14 protein-coding genes are annotated in these 14,059 nt (G+C 67.3%); 6 read left to right on the forward strand and 8 right to left on the reverse strand.

The window, feature by feature from the left end; genetic code table 11:
* Positions 1 to 29 precede the first annotated feature (29 nt).
* Together FHU31_RS12920 and FHU31_RS12925 are read left to right on the forward strand one after the other, a co-directional pair.
* Positions 30 to 1,187, forward strand: a complete 1,158-nt coding sequence (locus tag FHU31_RS12920) for an acyl-CoA dehydrogenase family protein (RefSeq protein ID WP_167158819.1) — start codon at positions 30 to 32, stop codon at positions 1,185 to 1,187.
* Between the two features lie 135 nt (positions 1,188 to 1,322).
* Entirely contained in the window at positions 1,323 to 3,407 is a 2,085-nt protein-coding gene (locus FHU31_RS12925) for a sunset domain-containing protein (RefSeq protein ID WP_167158821.1), read from the forward strand.
* Positions 3,408 to 3,413: 6 nt separating this feature from the next.
* On the opposite strand, the gene lexA is transcribed toward FHU31_RS12925, so the two are convergent.
* Positions 3,414 to 4,088, reverse strand: a complete 675-nt coding sequence (lexA, locus tag FHU31_RS12930; RefSeq protein ID WP_090356515.1) for a transcriptional repressor LexA — start codon at positions 4,086 to 4,088, stop codon at positions 3,414 to 3,416.
* 197 nt (positions 4,089 to 4,285) lie between these two features.
* On the opposite strand from lexA, the gene FHU31_RS12935 reads away from it, so the two are divergent.
* Positions 4,286 to 4,828 carry a LysM peptidoglycan-binding domain-containing protein gene (locus FHU31_RS12935; protein ID WP_234901190.1) on the forward strand — a complete coding sequence of 181 codons (543 nt, stop codon included), beginning with the start codon at positions 4,286 to 4,288 and terminating at the stop codon, positions 4,826 to 4,828.
* A 159-nt stretch (positions 4,829 to 4,987) separates the two neighbouring features.
* Entirely contained in the window at positions 4,988 to 5,452 is a 465-nt protein-coding gene (gene nrdR, locus FHU31_RS12940) for a transcriptional regulator NrdR (protein WP_090357234.1), read from the forward strand.
* A gap of 6 nt (positions 5,453 to 5,458) precedes the next feature.
* Here nrdR and FHU31_RS12945 read toward each other — a convergent pair whose 3' ends face one another.
* From FHU31_RS12945 to FHU31_RS12955, 3 genes are read right to left on the reverse strand one after another with little or no spacing between them, the layout of a single operon-like run.
* Entirely contained in the window at positions 5,459 to 6,148 is a 690-nt protein-coding gene (locus FHU31_RS12945) for a PhzF family protein (protein ID WP_167158825.1), read from the reverse strand.
* 14 nt (positions 6,149 to 6,162) lie between these two features.
* Positions 6,163 to 7,185: an alpha/beta fold hydrolase gene (locus FHU31_RS12950; protein ID WP_090357232.1), complete on the reverse strand. Its 1,023-nt coding sequence runs from the start codon at positions 7,183 to 7,185 to the stop codon at positions 6,163 to 6,165.
* Positions 7,186 to 7,228: 43 nt separating this feature from the next.
* Positions 7,229 to 8,197, reverse strand: coding sequence for a proteasome assembly chaperone family protein (locus tag FHU31_RS12955; RefSeq protein WP_167158827.1), 969 nt, complete (start codon positions 8,195 to 8,197; stop codon positions 7,229 to 7,231).
* Positions 8,198 to 8,309: 112 nt separating this feature from the next.
* On the opposite strand from FHU31_RS12955, the gene FHU31_RS12960 reads away from it, so the two are divergent.
* Positions 8,310 to 9,083: a trypsin-like serine peptidase gene (locus tag FHU31_RS12960; protein WP_263988094.1), complete on the forward strand. Its 774-nt coding sequence runs from the start codon at positions 8,310 to 8,312 to the stop codon at positions 9,081 to 9,083.
* Here the strand turns inward: FHU31_RS12960 and sthA are convergent.
* Positions 9,080 to 10,495 carry a Si-specific NAD(P)(+) transhydrogenase gene (gene sthA / locus FHU31_RS12965; protein ID WP_090356505.1) on the reverse strand — a complete coding sequence of 472 codons (1,416 nt, stop codon included), beginning with the start codon at positions 10,493 to 10,495 and terminating at the stop codon, positions 9,080 to 9,082. The genes FHU31_RS12960 and sthA overlap by 4 nt on opposite strands.
* Positions 10,496 to 10,657: 162 nt before the next feature.
* Between sthA and FHU31_RS12970 the strand changes: the two genes are divergently transcribed.
* Positions 10,658 to 11,692: a DUF4192 domain-containing protein gene (locus FHU31_RS12970; protein ID WP_167158831.1), complete on the forward strand. Its 1,035-nt coding sequence runs from the start codon at positions 10,658 to 10,660 to the stop codon at positions 11,690 to 11,692.
* 5 nt (positions 11,693 to 11,697) lie between these two features.
* Here FHU31_RS12970 and FHU31_RS12975 read toward each other — a convergent pair whose 3' ends face one another.
* The 3 genes from FHU31_RS12975 to FHU31_RS12985 form a co-directional block, all read right to left on the reverse strand.
* A complete protein-coding gene (locus tag FHU31_RS12975; RefSeq protein ID WP_167158833.1) occupies positions 11,698 to 12,402 on the reverse strand; it encodes an iron-dependent transcriptional repressor DtxR in 705 nt (234 codons plus the stop codon).
* Between the two features lie 133 nt (positions 12,403 to 12,535).
* Entirely contained in the window at positions 12,536 to 13,495 is a 960-nt protein-coding gene (locus tag FHU31_RS12980; RefSeq protein ID WP_090356502.1) for a sigma-70 family RNA polymerase sigma factor, read from the reverse strand.
* A gap of 169 nt (positions 13,496 to 13,664) precedes the next feature.
* Positions 13,665 to 14,057 (reverse strand): DUF3099 domain-containing protein, encoded by a 393-nt coding sequence (locus FHU31_RS12985; RefSeq protein WP_167158835.1) that lies wholly within the window; start codon positions 14,055 to 14,057, stop codon positions 13,665 to 13,667.
* Positions 14,058 to 14,059 lie beyond the last annotated feature (2 nt).

Below are 14,059 nucleotides of genomic sequence, written 5' to 3' on the forward strand. Positions count from 1 at the left end.
ACCCGAAATCCAGTACCGGAGGTCACACCATGGGCGTCGTCAAGTTCGAGCGCACCCTGTTCGAACCGGAGCACGACCTGTTCCGCGAGTCCTACCGCGCATTCCTCGACCGGCACGCCGCACCGTTCCAAGAAGAATGGGAGAAGGCCAAGATCGTCGACCGCGAGGTCTGGCGCGAGGCCGGTAAGCAGGGCTTTCTCGGTATGGCCGTACCCGAGGAGTACGGCGGCGGGGGCAACCCGGACTTCCGCTACAACGTCGTCGTCACCGAGGAGACCAGCGCGGGCCGGCACAGCGGTCTGGGTTTCACCCTGCAGAACGACGTCATCGCGCCCTATTTCCTGGAGCTCGCCGATGAGGAACAGAAGAAGCGCTGGCTGCCCGGATTCTGCAGCGGCGAATTGATCGCGGCGATCGCAATGACCGAACCGGGCACCGGAAGCGACCTGCAGGGCATCAAGACCCGGGCGGTCAAGCACGGCGACCATTACGTGCTCAACGGTGCGAAGACGTTCATCACCAACGGTATCCACGCCGACCTGGTCATCGTGGTGGCCTGCACGGACCCGGACAAGGGGGCTCAGGGTTTCAGCCTGCTGGTCGTCGAACGGGGGATGGCGGGTTTCGAACGCGGCCGCCATCTCGACAAGATCGGGCTCGACGCGCAGGACACCGCGGAGCTGTCGTTCACCGATGTGAAGGTGCCCGTGGAGAACCTGCTCGGTCAGGAAGGGCTCGGCTTCATCTATCTGATGCAGAACCTGCCGCAGGAGCGGATCAGCATCGCCGTCATGGCGGCCGCCGCGATGGAGGCGACCCTGGAGGCGACGCTGCAGTACACCAAGGAGCGCAAGGCGTTCGGCAAGCCGATCGGCAGCTTTCAGAACAACCGATTCGTGCTCGCCGAACTGGCCACCGAGGCCACCGCGGTGCGGATCATGGTCGACGAGTTCATCCGCCTGCACCTGGACCGCAAGCTGACCGTCGACCAGGCGGCGATGGCCAAGTGGTACTCCACCGAGGCTCAGGTCCGGCTGGTCGATCGCTGCCTGCAGCTGCACGGCGGCTACGGCTATATGCGTGAGTACCCCATTGCCAAGGCCTTCCTGGATTCCAGGATCCAGACCATCTACGGCGGTACCACCGAGATCATGAAGGAGATCATCGGCCGCGGCCTGGGCGTCTGAGGTTCGATGCCGACGCGCCGCGGGCCCGACACGCATTCGCTACAGGTCGCGATATCCCACGAGATGACGCCCCGCTGACGCAAAGTTGACGAAAGCGATACTTTTCTCATGCTTTGCACACGTTGGGGAGGACCGATGACCAGGCAGCGAACCCGGCTGCGTACCGCCGCCGGGCGCGCGTTGCTAGGGCTGGCGGCGCCGATGATGGTGGTGGCCGGCGTGCTGGCAATGGTGCTCGCGGCACCGGCGTCGGCCACGCCCGAGAGCGACGCCGACGCAGCGATCAGCGCCGCGTGGGACGATGCCGGTGGCGACACCGGACCCCTGGGTGGCAAGGACGGCGACGTCTACGCCGTCGGTGCGGGCTTCGGGCAGAACTTCGCCGGAGGCAAGATCTTCTTCACTCCGCAGACCGGTGCGCACATCATGGCCGGCGCGATCCTGGACAAATACCAGTCTCTGGGCGGTCCCGCGGACAGCGACCTGGGTTTTCCGACGATCGATGAGGGACCGGGCCGCGCGCCCGGCAGTCGCAACACCACCTTCAGTGCGGCGGACAACCCCGTCATCTTCTGGACACCGGACAACGGAGCCAGGGTGGTGCGCGGGGCGATCAACGCCGCGTGGGACAAACTCGGCGGATCCGCCGCGGTGCTCGGAGTGCCCACCGGGGATGAGATCTCGCGCGGGGAGGTGATCTCCCAGCAGTTCACCGGCGGTGAGGTGTCGTGGAACCGGAAGACCAAGGCCTTCACCACGACGCCGCCCGAACTCGCCGATCAACTCGCCGGCCTGGAGGTCCCGTCCGACGCCACTTCGGAGATCGCGGCGGCCCGCCGCGCTGCCGGTGGAGCGCTGGGTCCGCTCGGCGCCCCGGACGGCGGTCAGTACGCCATCGGTTCCGACGGTGTCGGCCAGAACTACGCCGGCGGCAAGATCTTCTACAGCCCGGCCACCGGCGCCGATGTCGTCACCGGTCAGGTGCTGGCCAAGTACGAGAGCGTCGGCGGACCCACCGGCGATCTCGGCTTCCCGACCGCCAGCGAATCCGACGGCGGGCTGGCCCCGGCCAGCCGGTTCGTGCCGTTCGCCGCCGCGGACAAGCCCGTCATCTTCTGGACTCCCGACTTCGGCGCCGTGATCGTCCGTGGTGCCATGAACGCGGCGTGGGACAAACTCGGCGGTGCCACCGGGGATCTGGGTGCGCCCAAGAGCGATCAGACCCAGAACGGTGATGTCATCACCCAGCAGTTCAACGGCGGCAGCATCTCGTGGGACCAGTCGACCCATAAGTTCACGACGGAGCCCGCGAATCTGCAGTCGCAACTGGCCGGCCTCGAGGTGCCCGGTGCCGATGCGCCCAAAGCCCCCGCCGCAGAGCCCAGCAGTACCGCCGGCAAGAAGTGGTACGCGTGGAGTTGGTGGTGGCTGCTGGGCCTGATCCCGCTGCTCGCACTGGTCGGCCTCATCATCACGGCGGTGCTGCGCAACCGGCGGTCGCGGGATGACCATTTCGGTGAGCACTACGACGGCGAGCACCACGAGGGCGATGGCTACGACGGCGATCGCTACGGTGAGGACGAGTACGCGGCCGGCTACCGAGGCCCGCACGATTCGGGTTTCGACGGCCGCGCCGAGTCACACGAGCCCGACGAGTACGAGAGTGGGCCCGCCGCATTCGGCCAGGAGCCCGGCGGTTACTCGCCGCAGAGTCCCTGGGCGCTGGCGGGGCTCGGCGCCGAAGAGCACGACGAAGCCGGCGAACCGGCCCAACCCGATGCCCACGAATCGCTGGAATTCGACTCCGATGCCGACTCTGTCGACACGGCCCCCACCCGCATCCAGTCTGATGTCCCCGAGGATGACGACGACCTCAGCGATCGCGACGAGGTGGACCACGACGACGAGCCCGAACCGGAGACTGCCGCCGTACCCCTGGTGGCGGGCCTACCGCCGATTCCGCGCTCGACCTACGAACCCGACTTCCCCAGCGGACGCCATGCGGCGATCCATATCGAGGAGCCGGATCCCGCAAATACCTCGATGCGCCTGGCGGGTAGCGACCCGTACCGCGCACCCGAGGGCTATCTGATCAAGGCGCACACCGGCACGGGCGAGTATTGGACGCCCGGTATGCCCGGCTATGACCAGACACCGGCTGAGATCTGGTTCGTCAATGAGGAATTCGCGGTGACGAACGGATTCGTTCGCGCCAACTGATCTCCGTCAGATCTTGCGGATGACGGTGACGACCTTGCCCAGCACCACTGCGTCGTTGCCGGGGATCGGATCGAACACCGGGTTGTGCGGCATCAGCCACACCTGACCCCGGGTGCGCTTGAACGTCTTGACCGTGGCTTCGCCGTCGATCATCGCCGCGACGATATCGCCGTTCTCGGCGACGTTCTGCTGACGGATGACCACCCAGTCGCCGTCGCAGATCGCTGCGTCGATCATGGATTCGCCGACCACCTTCAACAGGAACAGCGACCCTTCGCCGACGAGTTCGCGGGGCAACGGGAACACGTCCTCCACGGCCTCCTCGGCCAGGATCGGGCCACCGGCGGCGATCCGGCCCAGCACCGGCACGAAGGTCGGCTCGGGAAGCGCGTCGGATCCGGCGACGTCGGTGGCGACGATCGGCGTCACCGTATCGTCGGAACCCCGGACGTCCACCGCGCGAGGACGGTTGGGATCGCGACGGAGATAGCCCTTCTTCTCCAGTGTCCGGAGTTGGTGTGCGACAGACGAGGTCGACGTCAGGCCGACCGCGTCACCGATCTCCCGAATGCTCGGCGGGTAGCCACGGCTGGTCACCGACGCGCGGATGACCTCCAGAATGGTGCGCTGCCGCTCGGTGAGTCCTGAACGCGCCTCAGGGGTGTCGGTGTGCTCGCTCATGGCGCCGAATCTAGTCGCCCCGGGACCATTAATCAAACATGTGTTCGAGGCGTGTCGGCGTGCGCCGCCACTTGTCGGTGGGTGCCTTTATCGTTTGCAACAGTTCGATCACATGTTCTATCCATCGAACACATGATCGACTATCTTCGAACACACAAGCGAACGATCGGCAGGCCCACTCGGCGAAAGGCGGAGAAATGACCATTCTGGAGACTCGATTCGACACCCAGTTCGACCGCGAGTTCGATCGCGAGTTCGAATCTCACTTCGACGCGCGCCCCGTGGGCCGCGGCCAGGTCGAGGTCCGGCGGCGCGCCGCGGCCGAGGTGTGGCCGTTGCCGCGGGATGTGGTCGTGCGGCGCCGTCGCCCGCAGGTGCGCCGGCCCTCGGGTGCCCCGCTCGGGCACCGCGGCACCGGCGTCCTGATGTCACGGGCCTCGCACCGCCGCCGCCCGATCACCCCGGTCACCACCGTGGTGCTGGCGCTGATCGCCGCCGCGATCACGGTGTGGCTGGGTCTGGTCGCCCAGGTGGGCGGTGACGTCGGCCAGGCTGCGGTGCAGGTACCCACCCGGCTGTCGGTGGTGCAGGTCGAAGCGGGGGAGACGCTGCAACATGTGGCGCAGCGGGTCGCTCCCGACGCACCCGTCGACTCGGTGGTCGACCGGATCAAGGAACTCAACAAGCTCGACTCCGCTGCGGTGCCCGCCGGGCGGACCCTCATCGCGCCGATCGGCTGACTCGTGAGTGGCCAAACGCGCTGCCGCCCAATGTCGGCGGTGCCCGGCCGGCCGCCCGTCCAGCGCCCAATCAGGACAGACGGGCGACGCCTGCGGGTGGTGCAGGTAGGCTCGGAGTCGTTCGAAGTGGTCGACATTCGGTGCGGCGAAGGAGCGGTGATGCACTGTCCGTTCTGCCGTCACCCTGATTCACGGGTCGTCGACTCGCGCGAGACCGATGAGGGGCAGGCCATCAGGCGCCGCCGCTCCTGCCCCGAGTGCGGGCGCCGGTTCACCACCGTGGAAACCGCGGTGCTCGCCGTGGTGAAGCGCAGCGGCGTCACCGAACCGTTCAGTCGTGAGAAGGTCATCAAGGGTGTCCGTCGCGCCTGCCAGGGACGTCAGGTGGACGACGATGCGCTCAACCTGTTGGCCCAGCAGGTCGAGGATGCGGTGCGGGCCGCGGGCTCGCCGGAGATTCCCAGCCACGAGGTCGGGCTCGCCATCCTCGGGCCGCTTCGCGACCTCGACGAGGTCGCCTACCTCAGATTCGCGTCCGTGTACCGGTCGTTTAGCTCGGCCGCCGATTTCGAGCGCGAGATCGAGGCGTTGCGCGCCCATCGCCGTGTGACGAGCACCGGCTGAGCCCGCTCATTCGACCACGGTGTCGCTGTCGCGGGTCACGCGCCCGGCGATCTTGACCCAGCCCTGCGGATCCCACCAGGTGTGTATCTCCGAGCCCTTGCCCTGGGTGATGTGCAGATCCCGGCTGAGATAGTCGGTCATCCGCACCGCGGCAGCGCCGGTCGCCTCGTCCTCGACGATTCCCACGTGTGGGGCGAACACCCTCGACCGCAGCGCCCCGTCTGCGGCGCTGGTCCAGGCCCACACGTAGTGCCCGGTGTCGCCGGGGTAGTCCGACGGGTCGGCATCGCGCACCTCGGCCACCGAATCCAGCTCGTAGATCGCGAATTCCGGTGCCCACTCGGCACGGGCGCTGACGGCGGTGAGACCGTCCTCGGTGTATTCGACCTGTACCAGGCCGGCGGGTACCGACAGGGTCCGCACCGGGGTGCCGCGGTCACGCAACCACCAGGCCGCACCCACGGTGGGATGCCCGGCGAACGGCAACTCGGTGGCGGGAGTGAAGATATGGGCGCGTGCAGTCGTCGCACCCGGTTCCGGAATGTCGATGAAAATGGTTTCGCTGTAACCCAATTCGGTAGCCAACCGTTGCCGGTCGGCCGGATCGACGGCGGCGGCGTCCACCACGCCGAGCGGATTGCCGAACTCGCCTTCGGGACTGGTGAACACTCGCAGCACGCTGACCTCGACCGCCATGACGTCGATGGTAGTCAGGTGGCGCTTCGCTCGTCCCCGCCGATCGCATCGAGCACGGCGACTCGGGTGTCGAGTGGCCCGGTGATCGCCTTTTCGCTGATGCCGGCCCGCAACAGGTCCCGGAGGAGTTCCTGGTCGTAGGGGGCCGGCTGGGTGGAGTCGATGAAGCGCTCGACGATCTCGACGAAGCGGTCGGGATCGTCGTGGAACGGGAAATGCCCGGAACCGTCGAAGATCTCCAACTTCGATCCGGGCATCGCGGAGTGTGCAAGGTGGGCGTGACTGACCGGGATGACGGAATCCTTCTTGCCCCAAACGAGCTGAACGGGAACCGATTCCGTCAAATAACATCGGTCCAGCATGGTGACCACCTGGCCGCGCCAGTCGACGACCGCCCGCAGGGTGCGCGCGAACGCCGAGGACGCCGTCGGCTCGGGCAGATCGTTGAGCACCCGCAGCATGTCGGGCAGATCACGCCCGACCCCCGTCGAACCGAACAGTGCGCCGCCGACCCGCCCGGCCATCTGAAGGGCGGGCAGCACCAACGGCAGTCGCAGCAGCGCCAGCGCCTCGCTGCCCATCGGCATCGAGGCGATCCGCAGGGCGACGTTGACATCCTTGGTGACGCCGCCGGAACCGACCAGCACCAGCCGGTCGACCAGCTGGGGGAATTGGTAGGCGAACTGCATGGCCACCCCACCGCCGAGCGAATGGCCGACAACCGTCACATGGTCGATGTCCAGCACAGATAACAGATCGCGCATGCCGTTGGCGTATGCGGCCACCGAGTAATCGGCGCGCGGCTTGTCGGACTGGCCGTGACCGAGGAGGTCGGGGGCGATGACGGTGAACCGCTGCGCCAACGCGGTCTGCACGGTGTGCCACGTCGTGGAGTTGTCACCGATCCCGTGGATCAACAGGATCGCCGGCCCCGACCCGCAGATGCGGAAGGCACGCCGGTACCCGTGGATGGTGCGGAACTGCAGGGACGGCGTACTTTCCCGCACCGAGTGCAGCTTGGGTTTCCGTTCGGTCATCTCCGCCACATCCTCCCAAGCCTCGTCATCGAAGCTGTATCGGCTAGCTGTCGTCCTCGTCGTTGTCGTCAGCTTGCTGTGCCAGGAACCGCTCGAATTCTGCGCCCAGTTCCTCGCCGCTGGGCAGGTTCTCGTCATGGGCCAGCAACGAGCGGTTCTCCTGTGCGGCGACGAATGCATCGTACTGTCGCTCGAGTGCCGTCACCACCTGAGCGACTTCGGCGCTCGCCCCCACCTGCTCGTTGATCTTGGTGTGCACCTCGGCGGCGGCCTCACCCAGCGCGGTCAGCGGGATCTGCAGTGTTGCGGCCCGGGCCACCTCTGCCAGCAACGTCTCGGCTGCCGGGGGGAAGGGTGTCTGCGCGAGGTAGTGCGGGACATGCACGGTGAAACCCATCGCGTCGTGACCGTGTTGGCCCATCCGGAACTCCAGCAGATTCGACACGCTGGCCGGAACCTGCACCTCGCCGACCCACGGCGTGTACTCCTTGATGAGGTCCTTGTTGGTCGAGTGCGCGGTGAGCGTCACGGGCCGGGTGTGTGGCACAGCCATCGGGATGGTGCCCAGTCCGATGACCTGACGGACCCCGAGTCGCTCCGCCAGCAGGCGCACCGCGGTGATGAACCGCTCCCAGCGCAGATCCGGCTCAAGACCGGCGAGCAGCAGGAACGGTGTGCCCGCGGTGTCTCGTAGCGCGTACAGGTTCAGTTCCGGCTGCTCGTAGCTGGTGAAATGGTCGGTCTTGAAGGTCATCAACGGGCGCCGGGAGCGGTAGTCCAGCAGTTCGTCGACCGCGAACGACGCGACCAACTCGGTGTCCAGGGTGTCCTTCAAGTGCTGCGCGGCCAGCTTGACCGCGTGCCCCGCGTCCGAGAACCCCTCGAGCGCGTGGATGAGCACCGGTCCCCGCCCATCCGACGAGGACAGCTGGGGCGCCGGAAACTCCAGCTCGTACATGCCGGTCTGTTCGGGCTGGTAGCGCGGGTCCGGATGACCTGTCTGATCGTCCATGTGCGTCACCTCCTCTTCACCTAGTGTCTCGCATTTTGTCGCCCGGCCGGCGCGGGGCCCCGGCCTGCACGCTCCCAGCACTTTCAACAGGTTTCTCGGGCAGGATCATCTCGTGCGCGTGACGGTGAGGGTACTGGTGGTGGCACTGACGGGTGCGCTGCTCGCCGGGTGCACCGCCGTGCCCCAGATCGTGCACAGTTCGACCGTCGCGACCGGCACCCCGGAGGCCGCCCCGGTGGCGCCCGACCGGCGCATCGGCGCGCTGTTCGTCGGAGGGGGCGACCTGCACGCGTGCACCGCGGCGGTGCTGGACTCACCCACCGGGGACCTGATCCTGACTGCGGCACACTGTCTGGACGGGGGCGCGGACGCGAACTTCGCGGCCGGATTCGCCGGGGTGGCCTCGGCCGACGACCTCTGGCATGTCGACGCCGTCTATCTGGATCCGCGGTGGAGCGCGAACCAGAACCCCCGCGCCGATTTCGCGATCGCGAGGGTGAGCCGCGCCGGTGGTGGATCGTTGGCCGCGTCGGTCGGGGGCGGGCTGCGGCTGGGAACCGCGCCGGCGCCCGGCACCGATGTGGCGGTCACCGGCTACCCGATGGGAGTGGGGGGCGGTCCGATCGGCTGCCGCGGCACGACGAGTACCACCAAGGCCGGGTTCCCGCTCCTGCGCTGCGGTGGCCTGGTCGACGGCACCAGCGGTTCACCGTGGCTGGTCGGCTCCGTCATCACCGGGCTGACGGGTGGGCTCGACGGCGGTGGATGTGCCGAAAATCTCTCCTACTCACCACCTTTCGACCAGGCGCCGGAAGATTTGCTGGTCCGTGCCGAGGCGCGTGGGCCGGGGGACCAGACCCCGGATTCCTCGGAGGTGGACTGCTAGCGCTTGAACTGGCTCAGCGCGCGCAGCTTGTTCATCACGTCCAGCGCCGCCACCTTGTAGGCCTCGGAGAAGGTGGGGTAGTTGAAGACCGCATCGACGAGATACTCGACGGTGCCTCCGCAACCCATCACCGCCTGACCGATATGCACCAATTCGGTGGCCGCACTGCCGAAGATGTGGACGCCCAGGATCTTGAGATCCTCGGTGGACACCAGCAGCTTGAGCATGCCGTAGGAGTCACCGGCGATCTGGCCGCGGGCCAGTTCCCGGTAGCGGGAGACGCCGACCTCATATGGGATCGAGTCCTTGGTCAGGTCGACCTCGGTGAGGCCGACATAGGACACCTCGGGAATCGAGTAGATCCCGATCGGTTGCAGGTCCATCATGCCTTTGGTGGGCTCGCCGAACGCGTGGTAGGCGGCCAGCCGCCCTTGTTCCATCGACGTCGCGGCCAGGGCGGGGAAGCCGATGACGTCGCCGACGGCGTAGATATGGTCGACCTTGGTGGCGAAGTTGTCGTCGACGAAGATCCGGCCACGGGCGTCGGCCTCCAGGCCGGCGTTGGCCAGGTCGAGGTGATCGGTCTGGCCCTGACGGCCCGCGGAGTACATCACCGTCTCGGCCGGGATCTGCTTACCACTGGCCAGGGTGGTCACCGTGCCGGCCGCACCGACGTCGACGGCCGTGACCTCCTCGCCGAACCGGAACGTGACGGCCAGATCGCGGAGATGGAACCGCAGCGCCTCGACGATCTCCGGGTCACAGAACTCGAGCATCGCGTCGCGTTTCTCGACGACGGTCACCTTGGTGCCCAGGGCGGCGAACATCGAGGCGTACTCGATGCCGATCACCCCGGCGCCCACCACCACCATGGAGGTCGGGATGGCCTTGAGGTCAAGGATTCCGTCGGAGTCCAGCACCCGGTTCTCGTCGAACTCGACGCCGCTCGGACGGGCGGGTTTGGTGCCGGTGGCGATGACGAAATACCGGCCGCGCACCGTGATCCGTTCCGCGCGGCCGGGATCGTCGATCGCCACGGTGTGGTCGTCGACGAACCGGCCGTGCCCGACATAGAGCTCGACCCGGTTGCGCATCAGCTGCGAGCGCACCACGTCGATCTCCTTGCCGATCACGTGCTGGGTCCGGGCCAGCAGATCGGCGGGGGTGATCTTCTCCTTGACGCGATAGCTGGCGCCGTACAGTTCGCGCTGGCTCATCCCGGTCAGGTAGACGACGGCTTCGCGCAACGTCTTCGACGGAATGGTGCCGGTGTTGACGCAGACGCCGCCCAGCATCGCGCCCCGCTCGATGACCGCCACGGACTTGCCGAGCTTGGCGGCGGCGATGGCCGCCCGCTGGCCGCCGGGGCCGGAACCGATGACGACGAGGTCATACTCCTGCATGGAACCCATGTGTGAAGTCCTACGCCGGTTCCGGCGATCTCGCACGCCGACGGCGGGTAATGGCGTGTGAACAACAGTCGATCAATCCACAGTTACCGATTCATCCACAGCCGGTGCCGCCGGGGCCCGTTTATCGCCTTGGGTGACGGTGCGGCCTGTGACGGTCTGGATATGACCACACAACCTCGCTTCACAGATCTCGACCGGCCTGCCGCCCTGATCGCGGCGCTGCCCGCGGTCCTCGGCTTCGTCCCCGTCCACTCGCTGGTCCTGGTCACCCTCGACCGCGGTGACATCGGCCCCGTTCTGCGGGTGGACCTCAGCGCCGCTCTCACCGCAGGCACCGAGCATTTCGCGGCGGTGGTGGCGTCGTCGTGCCCGGACGCGGCGATAGCCGTCATCGTCGATGAGAACATGCCGGACTGCAGCGCCTGCGCCAGTGATCACCTTGACCTCGCCGACCGGCTGGCGGAGTCGCTGGACGGGCACGCGATCACGCTGCTGGCCGCGCTCGTGGTGGACCGGGTCACCCCGGGCGGACGGTGGCGCTGCGCCGACGGATGCGGTGCCGGCGGCGTGATCGACGATCCCGAATCGTCGCCGCTGGCGGCGGCGGCGGTGCTCGAGGGACGCAGGCTCTACGGTCGACGTGAGGAGCTGGAACAGGTCGTCGATATCGTCGACCTGGACCATTGCGATCGGCTGGCCGAGCAGATAGCGCGTCACGCCACAGGTGACCCGACCCCTGCCGCGGAGGCGGTGCGGTTGGCACTGAGGATGGCCGCACAGGTCGGTGCCGGGACCGATCCCGACGATGCCGAGGTGGCGGTGCTGGCGTGCGCGCTCACCGACCCCCGGGTTCGGGACACGCTCTATGCGCTGGCGGTCGGGGAGCGGGCCGCCGAGGCCGAGGCGCTGTGGACGCGGTTGGCACGCCTCCTGCCGCAACCGTGGCGGACGGAAGCCCTGGTGCTGGTGGCCTTCTCGGCCTACGTGCGCGGCGACGGCCCACTCGCCGGGATCTCCCTGGAAGCGGCGCTGAAATGCCAGGCGACCCATCGGATGGCCGGCATGCTGGACCAGGCTCTCCAGTCGGGGATGCACCCGCGGCAGATACGCGAGCTGGCGCTCACCGGCTATCGGACCGCGGCGCAACTCGGCGTGCAACTACCTCCGCGACGCGCGTTCGGTCAGCGCGCCCGATGACCTGGTCAGGCCTTCTCCACCTTGACGGCGTGCGCCATATGGTGCGGTAGTTCGACTTCCTGATGCCCGGGAATCAGGATCAGCACGCCGCCCTGGCCGCCTGGTTCGTCACTCACCTGCACGGTGACCCTGGCGTTGGGGACGACGCCGGCGTCCTTGAGCCGGCCGATCAGCTCGACATCGCCCTGCACATGCTCGGTGAGCTGGCGCACCACCACCGCGACCGGCGATCCCGCCGGTAACTCGGTGAGGCGCACCAGGTTTGCGTCCTCGGCTATGCCCGATTCGCCGTAGCCCAGCTCGGACAGCCCGGGGATGGGGTTGCCGAACGGGGACGTGGTGGGGTTGTTGAGCACCTGCAGGAGGCGGCGCTCCACGTCCTCGCTCATCACGTGTTCCCAGCGGCAGGCCTCGGCGTGCACTTCCTCCCAGGGCAGGCCGATCACATCGACCAAGAGGCGTTCGGCGAGGCGATGCTTGCGCATCACCGAGACGGCCAGGTAACGGCCCTTCTCGGTGAGTTCCAGATGGCGGTCACCCGCGACGTGCAGCAGGCCGTCGCGCTCCATCCTGGACACGGTCTGACTGACGGTCGGCCCGCTCTGCTCAAGGCGTTCGGCGATACGGGCACGCAACGGCACCACGCCCTCTTCCTCGAGGTCGTAGATGGTCCGCAGATACATCTCCGTGGTGTCGATCAGATCATTCATGCGCTACCTTCCAGGCCCTCCGTCAGCTGCCGAGTCTACCGGTCTGGCTGCCTGAACAGGGCTCCAACATCCCCCTTGCCGACAGTGTGATGCCCGCCGCGCGAACGCGACGGGCATCACCTGAGGAGGAAACCTAGCTGGCGTAGGAGCGCAACCGCTCGGCACGCTCGCCATTGCGGAGCTTGGCCATCACTTCACGTTCGATCTGGCGCACCCGCTCACGGGACAGCCCGAACAGCTTGCCGATCTGGTCGAGCGTGCGCGGCTGCCCGTCGTCCAGGCCGAAGCGCAACCGGATGACCTGCTGCTCGCGCTCGTCCAGCGTCGCGAGCACGTACCGGATATCGGTGTGCAGCAGCTCGGCGATGACCGCGTTCTCCGCCGACATGGCCTCGGCGTCCTCGATGAAGTCGCCCAGCGGGGCCTCTTCGTCGGTGCCGACCGGCATGTCCAGGCTCACCGGATCGCGGCTGTGCTCCAGCAGGTCGTTGATCTTCTCCACCGGGATGCCCGACTCTTCGGCGAGCTCCTCGTCGGTGGCCTCGCGGCCCAGGTTCTGGTGCATCTCGCGCTTGATCCGGGCCAGCTTGTTCACCTGCTCCACCAGATGCACGGGCAGCCGGATGGTGCGGCTCTGGTCGGCCATGCCACGCGTGATGGCCTGACGGATCCACCACGTCGCGTAGGTGGAGAACTTGAATCCCTTTGTGTAGTCGAACTTCTCCATGGCGCGGATGAGCCCGAGGTTGCCCTCCTGGATCAGGTCCAGCAGCGGCATACCGCGCCCGGTGTAGCGCTTGGCCAGCGACACCACGAGGCGCAAGTTGGCCTCCAGCAGATGGCGGCGGGCGGCATCGCCGTCACGCACCACCGCGGCCAGATCCTTCTTGCGGGCATCTCCGAGACGCTTGCGGGTGTCGAGCACATGCTGGGCGTACAGGCCCGCCTCGATGCGCTTGGCCAACTCGACCTCGTCCGCGGCGGTCAACAGCGCGGTCTTACCGATGCCGTTGAGATACACCCGGACTAGATCGGCGGCTGGGCTCTGAGCGTCCAGATCGCTGTCGACACGACTGATGCTGGCGATCGCCATTTACGGGCCTCCTGATCGGCTGGAACTTTCACTGCGTTCAACGTCCGTACAGTGCTCAGAGTTCCCGTTGGTTCCCGATGTCACACCTATTGACCTGCGGTTTTTTCGCGGTGACCTGAGAATGTCCTGAGAAGTGCGCAAGAAGCGCGCTCAGGTGGGAACGCAGCGATCAGGCGGTGCGGTCGGTGTCGGGGTCCCGTTCGGTGCGCGGCGCGTGTTCCAGTGCGGGACGCTCGGCGGTGGGGAACAGGGGAGTGCGGCGTGGGCCGGCGGCCTCGTAGCGGCGCGGCTCCGTCGCCTTGCGCGGCGGGCGGTCGTTGGCGATCAGCACGGCCATCCACGGCAGGGGCACGGACAACACGATGATGCCCAGTGAGATGAGCCCGTTGTGCCAGATTCCGTAGGTGACGGCGGCCAGCACCAGGGCCGGGATCCGGAACGCCATCAGGGTGAAGTACTTGCGCATCCTGGCGCGATGCTGCTCTTCATAGGGTAGGGCGGCGCGGGTGATCAGGATCGGTCGACCGTCGTCGTCGAAACCCAGCTCCGGGCCGTGTTTCATAA

The organism is Mycolicibacterium fluoranthenivorans (assembly GCF_011758805.1).
In the GTDB taxonomy this organism is placed as follows: Bacteria; Actinomycetota; Actinomycetes; order Mycobacteriales; family Mycobacteriaceae; genus Mycobacterium; species Mycobacterium fluoranthenivorans.

What these genes read in the sequence shown, in the direction of transcription:
- FHU31_RS12920 (WP_167158819.1), top strand. Translation starts at nt 30, where the DNA reads ATGGGCGTCGTCAAGTTCGAGCGCACCCTGTTCGAACCGGAGCACGAC.
- FHU31_RS12925 (WP_167158821.1), top strand. Translation starts at nt 1,323, where the DNA reads ATGACCAGGCAGCGAACCCGGCTGCGTACCGCCGCCGGGCGCGCGTTG.
- lexA (WP_090356515.1), bottom strand. Translation starts at nt 4,088, where the DNA reads ATGAGCGAGCACACCGACACCCCTGAGGCGCGTTCAGGACTCACCGAG.
- FHU31_RS12935 (WP_234901190.1), top strand. Translation starts at nt 4,286, where the DNA reads ATGACCATTCTGGAGACTCGATTCGACACCCAGTTCGACCGCGAGTTC.
- nrdR (WP_090357234.1), top strand. Translation starts at nt 4,988, where the DNA reads ATGCACTGTCCGTTCTGCCGTCACCCTGATTCACGGGTCGTCGACTCG.
- FHU31_RS12945 (WP_167158825.1), bottom strand. Translation starts at nt 6,148, where the DNA reads ATGGCGGTCGAGGTCAGCGTGCTGCGAGTGTTCACCAGTCCCGAAGGC.
- FHU31_RS12950 (WP_090357232.1), bottom strand. Translation starts at nt 7,185, where the DNA reads ATGACCGAACGGAAACCCAAGCTGCACTCGGTGCGGGAAAGTACGCCG.
- FHU31_RS12955 (WP_167158827.1), bottom strand. Translation starts at nt 8,197, where the DNA reads ATGGACGATCAGACAGGTCATCCGGACCCGCGCTACCAGCCCGAACAG.
- sthA (WP_090356505.1), bottom strand. Translation starts at nt 10,495, where the DNA reads ATGGGTTCCATGCAGGAGTATGACCTCGTCGTCATCGGTTCCGGCCCC.
- FHU31_RS12970 (WP_167158831.1), top strand. Translation starts at nt 10,658, where the DNA reads ATGACCACACAACCTCGCTTCACAGATCTCGACCGGCCTGCCGCCCTG.
- FHU31_RS12975 (WP_167158833.1), bottom strand. Translation starts at nt 12,402, where the DNA reads ATGAATGATCTGATCGACACCACGGAGATGTATCTGCGGACCATCTAC.
- FHU31_RS12980 (WP_090356502.1), bottom strand. Translation starts at nt 13,495, where the DNA reads ATGGCGATCGCCAGCATCAGTCGTGTCGACAGCGATCTGGACGCTCAG.
- FHU31_RS12985 (WP_167158835.1), bottom strand. Translation starts at nt 14,057, where the DNA reads ATGAAACACGGCCCGGAGCTGGGTTTCGACGACGACGGTCGACCGATC.